The 5,260-nt window shown below is 64.0% G+C and carries 4 protein-coding genes; 3 read left to right on the plus strand and 1 reads right to left on the minus strand.

Features of this window, described 5'->3' with window-relative positions; translation table 11 throughout:
• Window positions 1–109: 109 nt before the first annotated feature.
• Window positions 110–985 (minus strand): phosphoserine phosphatase SerB, encoded by an 876-nt coding sequence (gene serB, locus ACXAHG_RS23270; protein ID WP_475061163.1) that lies wholly within the window; start codon window positions 983–985, stop codon window positions 110–112.
• 279 nt (window positions 986–1,264) lie between these two features.
• On the opposite strand from serB, the gene ACXAHG_RS23275 reads away from it, so the two are divergent.
• The 3 genes from ACXAHG_RS23275 (at window position 1,265) to ACXAHG_RS23285 (ending at window position 5,045) form a co-directional block, all read left to right on the plus strand.
• Window positions 1,265–2,446, plus strand: coding sequence for a phosphoserine transaminase (locus ACXAHG_RS23275; protein ID WP_475040268.1), 1,182 nt, complete (start codon window positions 1,265–1,267; stop codon window positions 2,444–2,446).
• Between the two features lie 163 nt (window positions 2,447–2,609).
• Window positions 2,610–4,205, plus strand: coding sequence for a phosphoglycerate dehydrogenase (serA, locus tag ACXAHG_RS23280; RefSeq protein WP_475061165.1), 1,596 nt, complete (start codon window positions 2,610–2,612; stop codon window positions 4,203–4,205).
• Between the two features lie 111 nt (window positions 4,206–4,316).
• The gene (locus ACXAHG_RS23285) at window positions 4,317–5,045 is read left to right on the plus strand and encodes a metallophosphoesterase family protein (RefSeq protein WP_475061168.1); all 729 of its coding nucleotides are present in this window, start codon (window positions 4,317–4,319) and stop codon (window positions 5,043–5,045) included.
• Window positions 5,046–5,260 lie beyond the last annotated feature (215 nt).

Raw genomic sequence — 5,260 nt, forward strand, 5'->3', positions numbered from 1 at the left:
GGCTCAGCGCCCCTGGCGCTGAGCCTGGCCCAAGGCCGCCAAGGGGTGGCTGCGCCAGCAGCCGCACCTGCGGGCGCGGGAGGGTGCCCTGTGCTTATTTGCGAAAGGCTCAGCCTTTGAATTCGCCCTGCGCATATCCCTGGATATAAAGCAGCGCGGTCAGATCGCCGTGGTTGATGCGGATATCGCATTCCGCCGCAACAGAGGGTTTGGCATGCAGGGCAACCCCGGCGCCCGCACGCTTCAGCATGCCCAGATCATTGGCGCCGTCGCCCACCGCCATCACCTCCGCCTCGCTGATGCCCAGCCGGGTGGTGATCTGCTCCAGCGCCTCGACCTTGGCCTCGCGGCCCAGGATCGGCCGCGCCGCCTCGCCGGTCAGCCTGCCATCCTCAACCAGCAGCGTATTGGCGCGGTTTTCGTCAAAGCCCAGTTCCGCTGCCACCTGCGCGGTGAAGGCCGTGAACCCGCCGGAGACCAGCGCCGCATAGGCGCCCTCCGCCTTCATCGTCGCCAGCAGCTGTCTACCGCCGGGCATCAAGGTAATGCGCTCGGCCAGCACCTTGGCAATCACCGTCTCAGGCAGGCCCTTCAGCAGCCCGACCCGTTCGGTCAGCGCGCCCTCGAAATCCAGCTCGCCGTTCATCGCCCGCGCGGTGATCTCCTTGACCCGCGCGCCCACGCCTGCTTCCTCGGCCAGCTCGTCGATGCATTCCTGCTGGATCATGGTCGAGTCCATGTCAGCCAGCAGCATTTTCTTCTTCCGTCCCTCAGCGGGCTGAATAACCAGATCCACGCCCATCTGCTGCAGGTCATTCCAGACCTGCCAACGGTTTTCCGGCATCTGTTCCAGCCGGAACTCGGCCGCCACGCCCAGGGCCAGCCAATCCGCCTCGCCACGGCCCCAGGCATTGCGCAGCGATTCGATCAGCGCAGGCTCCAGCACCGGGCGGGCAGGGTTGCAAAGCAGGGTGGCAGCAAACATCGGCGGGCTCCGTTCCAATTGGATTCCCTTTGTCATAGCGGCCCGTCCCCGGATCGGCCAGCCTGGCGGAAGCCGTCAAAAACAGCGGCCATTATAAGGCAGGCCGCTTGCCCTCATTTTGCACCGGCTGTTTCCGATGGTGGAAAAACGTGTCGCAAAAAGCGTTCCATTGGCCGTATTTTTCCAAGTTTCCGGTTGCATGCCGCGCTGCAGCGGCCTAGCTCTGATGGCGGGACACCCCTCCCCAACGAGGGGCGATTATCTGGAAGGGTAGCATTGATGGCTATTGAACAACCGGCGTCGCACGTTTCCGTGCGCGAACCTAACACGCGGCCGGCCAATCCGCGTTTCTCCTCGGGGCCTTGCGCCAAACCTCCTGTCTTTGATGTTGCCAAACTGGCCGGTGCGCCGCTGGGCCGTTCGCACCGGGCTGCCGTGGGCAAGGAGCGCCTGAAGGCCGCGATCGAAGGCACCCGCGAGATTCTGGGCATCCCGGCGGACTACAAGATCGGCATCGTGCCCGCCTCCGACACCGGTGCGGTGGAAATGGCGATGTGGAACCTCCTCGGCGCCCGCGGGGTTGAGATGCTGGCCTGGGAAAGCTTCGGTTCCGGCTGGGTCACCGACGTTGTGAAACAGCTCAAGCTGGACGCCACCGTCAAGACCGCCGATTACGGCCAGATCGTTGACCTCGGCACTGTTGATTTCTCCAACGATGTCGTCTTCACCTGGAACGGCACCACCTCCGGCGTGCGTGTCCCCAACGGCAACTGGATCCCGGCCGACCGCGAAGGGCTGACCATCTGCGACGCCACCTCCGCGGCCTTTGCCCAGCACCTGCCCTGGGACAAGCTGGATGTGACCACCTTCTCCTGGCAGAAGGTGCTGGGCGGCGAGGCGGCCCACGGCATGATTATCCTCAGCCCCCGCGCGGTCGAACGGCTGGAAAGCTACACCCCCGCCTGGCCGCTGCCCAAGATCTTCCGTCTGACCAAGGGCGGCAAGCTGATCGACGGCATTTTTCAGGGTGCCACCATCAACACGCCCTCGATGCTGGCGGTGGAGGATTACTTGCTGGCACTCGACTGGGCCCGCTCGATCGGCGGCATGGAAGGCCTGCGCGAACGCGCCTACGCCAACCTGGCCGCGGTGCAGTCTTTTGTGCAGGATAACCCCTGGCTCGCCTTCTTGGCCGAACAGCCGGAAAACCGCTCCAACACCTCTGTCTGCCTCAAGTTCACCGACGAACGCATTCAGGACGGTGCCGGTTTTGCCAAGGCCGTGGCAAAACGCCTCGAAAACGAAGGCGTGGCCTATGACATCGGCGCCTACCGCGACGCGCCTCCGGGCCTGCGCATCTGGTGCGGCGGCACGGTGGAGGCCGCCGACGTGGCAGCGCTGATGCCCTGGATCAAATGGGCCTTTGAGGCCGAGATCGCCGCCCAGACTGAAGCGGCCTGATCAAACGTCCCGCCCGGCGGCACGCCGGGCAGCGCCCGGCCGCCTCCTAGGGCGGGCGCTTTGCACCCACCCGCGGCCGCGATCTGCCCTATGCGGCTCATACGAGCCGGCCGGAACCCTCTCCCGTGCCTGTTGCAGGCATCCCGCATAAAGGACCAAACCCATGGCTCCCAAAGTACTCATCTCCGACAAACTGTCCGAGGCCGCCGTCCAGATCTTCCGCGACCGCGGCATCGACGTCGACTTCCTGCCCGACGTGGGCAAGGATAAGGACAAGCTGGCCGAAATCATCGGCCAGTATGACGGCCTCGCCATCCGCTCCGCCACCAAGGTGACGGAAAAGATCCTCGAGAATGCCGAAAACCTCAAGGTGATCGGCCGGGCCGGCATCGGCACCGACAACATCGACAAGGAAGCCGCCTCCAAGCGCGGCGTCATTGTGATGAACACCCCCTTCGGCAACATGATCACCACCGCCGAACACGCGATTGCGATGATGTTCGCGGTTGCCCGCCAGCTGCCGGAGGCCTCCGCCTCCACCCATGACGGCAAATGGGAAAAGTCCAAGTTCATGGGCGTCGAGCTGACCAGCAAGACCCTGGGCGTGATTGGCGCCGGCAATATCGGCGGCATCGTCTGCGACCGTGCCCGCGGCCTCAAGATGAAGGTGATTGCTTATGATCCCTTCCTCAGCACCGATAAGGCCGACAAGATGGGTGTCGAAAAGGTCGAGCTGGACGAGCTCTTGGCGCGTGCCGACTTCATCACCCTGCATGTGCCACTGACCGACCAGACCCGCAACATCCTGTCCAAGGAGAACCTGGAAAAGACCAAGAAGGGCGTGCGCATCATCAACTGCGCCCGCGGCGGCCTGGTGGACGAGGGCGCGCTGGCGGAACTGCTGACCTCCGGCCATGTGGCAGGCGCCGCCTTTGACGTCTTCTCGGTTGAGCCGGCCAAGGAAAACGCCCTCTTCGGCCTGCCGAACGTGGTCTGCACCCCGCACCTGGGCGCCGCCACAACCGAGGCGCAGGAAAACGTCGCCCTGCAGGTGGCAGAGCAGATGTCCAACTACCTCTTGACCGGCGCGGTTGAAAACGCGCTCAACATGCCCAGCGTCACGGCTGAGGAAGCCAAGGTCATGGGCCCCTGGATCAAGCTGGCTGACCACCTGGGCAGCTTTGTGGGCCAGATGACCGATGAGCCGATCAAGGCGATCAACATCCTCTACGACGGTGTCGCCGCAGGCATGAACCTGGACGCGCTGAACTGCGCAGTGGTTGCCGGCATCATGAAACGCTCCAACCCGGAGGTGAACCTGATCTCCGCACCTGTGGTCGCCAAGGAGCGCGGCGTTCAGATCTCCACCACCAACCAGGACAAATCCGGCTCCTTTGACGGCTACATCAAAGTGACCGCGGTGACGTCCAAGCGCGAACGCTCGGTTGCGGGCACGGTGTTCTCCGACGGCAAGCCGCGGTTTATCCAGATCAAAGGCATCAACATTGAGGCGGATGTGGGCGCCCATATGCTCTATACCACCAATGAGGACGTGCCCGGCATCATCGGCACCCTTGGCCATACCCTGGGCGACCACGGCGTCAATATCGCCAACTTCACCCTGGGCCGGTCCGAGGCCGGCGGCGAAGCCATCGCGCTGCTCTACGTGGATGAGCCGGTCCCGGCCGAGGCCCGCGCCCAGCTGGCGGAAACCGGCCTGTTCAACCAGATCAAGCCGCTGGAGTTCGACGTCGCCTGAGTGCGGCCGGGTCAAGCGCTGAACATGTAAATGGTTCAATCGGAAACGCCGCCCGTCTATAAGGGCGGCGTTTTCTTCACTTGCACGGCCTTCCCGGCAAAGGATCCTGATATGACCAGCCCTATCTACGCCATCGGCGACATCCACGGCCAGCTCGCCATGCTCGAAGACGCGCTGCAGCGGATCGAGGCCGACGGCGGTGCGGACGCCCGCATTGTCTTCCTCGGCGATTATACCGACCGCGGCCCGGACAGCCGCGGCGTGATCGAACGGCTGATGCTGGGCCAGTCCGAGGGCCGCAACTGGATCTGCCTCAAGGGCAACCACGACCGCATGTTTGAATGGTTTATGGAGGATACGCCCCGCCATGACCCGCACTTGCTGATTGGCTACCACTGGCTGCATGAGCGGATCGGCGGGGTTGAGACCCTGGCCAGCTACGGCCTGACCTTCGAAGACCGCACCCGGCTCGACGCTTTGCACGCCCGGGCCAAGGAGATAATTCCGGCGCCGCACGCCGAATTCCTGCGCAGTCTGCCGGCAATGTACGAGACGCCGGAGCTTGCCTTTGTGCACGCCGGGATACGTCCCGGAGTGCCGCTTGCCCAGCAGAATGAGAACGACCTGGTCTGGATCCGGCAGCCGTTCCACGATCACACCGGCGCGCATCCGAAGCTGATCGTGCATGGCCATACGCCCGTGGACAAGCCCAGCCACTATGGCAACCGCATCAACCTCGACAGCGGCGCCGGCTACGGCCGCCCGCTCACCGCGGCGGTGTTTGAGGGCCGGGAGTGCTGGCTGCTGACGGAAGCGGGCAGGGTGCCGCTAGAACTCTGATCCGCCTGTTCATCTTTCTGGAAATACTCTGGGGGTGAGGGTCGTCCCGGAAATGATCCGGGGGATCATTTCAGACCCGAACGGGCGAAGCCCAGCCGGAAGGCGCGAGGGGGCAAAGCCCCCTTCCATGTCTCCTGTCAAAGGAATTGCGCATGGCAATGCGCACCGCTTTTTTGCGGCGGTTCGGCTGCCGTAGGATTTGGGCAATTACAGTT

This window comes from Leisingera sp. ABD4_442 (assembly GCF_056160905.1).

Bases quoted from the DNA above. Each gene is read 5' to 3' on its own strand.
- ACXAHG_RS23275 (WP_475040268.1), top strand. From the start codon at position 1,265: ATGGCTATTGAACAACCGGCGTCGCACGTTTCCGTGCGCGAACCTAAC.
- serA (WP_475061165.1), top strand. From the start codon at position 2,610: ATGGCTCCCAAAGTACTCATCTCCGACAAACTGTCCGAGGCCGCCGTC.
- ACXAHG_RS23285 (WP_475061168.1), top strand. From the start codon at position 4,317: ATGACCAGCCCTATCTACGCCATCGGCGACATCCACGGCCAGCTCGCC.
- serB (WP_475061163.1), bottom strand. From the start codon at position 985: ATGTTTGCTGCCACCCTGCTTTGCAACCCTGCCCGCCCGGTGCTGGAG.